The following is a 440-nucleotide window of genomic DNA, read 5'->3' on the forward strand; positions in this document are numbered from 1 at the left end:
TCTGGGACTCGATCCGCAGGTCGGGCGCCCCGGGGGCCTCGTAGGGGTCGTCGACCCCGGTGAGCCCGCTGATCTCGCCCGCCGCCTGCTTGGCGTACAAGCCCTTCACGTCCCGTGCGGCGCACACCTCCACCGGGGTGGCGACGTGCACCTCCAGGAACGGGACGCCGGCGGTCCGGTGCCGCTCGCGGACGGCCTCGCGGCTGTCGGCGTACGGGGCGATGACCGGCACCAGGACCTTCACGCCGTTGCGCGCGAGGACCTCGGCGGCCATGCCGACCCGCCGTACGTGGGTGTCGCGGTCCTCGCGGCCGAAGCCGAGCCCGGCGGAGAGGAAGGCCCGGATCTCGTCGCCGTCGAGGACCTCGACGCGGTGGCCCTCGCCGCGCAGCCGGCCGGCCAGCTCGTACGCGATCGTCGTCTTGCCGGCGCTCGGCAGG

At 75.2% G+C, this 440-nt stretch carries 1 protein-coding gene; it reads right to left on the reverse strand.

Features of this window, described 5'->3' with window-relative positions; genetic code table 11:
• On the reverse strand, window positions 1–439 hold a 439-nt coding region (gene cysC / locus ADL08_RS12495; protein ID WP_234352113.1), incomplete at its 3' end, for an adenylyl-sulfate kinase.
• Between the last annotated feature and the right edge of the window lies 1 nt (window position 440).

This window comes from Streptomyces sp. NRRL F-6492, assembly GCF_001280125.1.
Taxonomy (GTDB): Bacteria; Actinomycetota; Actinomycetes; order Streptomycetales; family Streptomycetaceae; genus Streptomyces.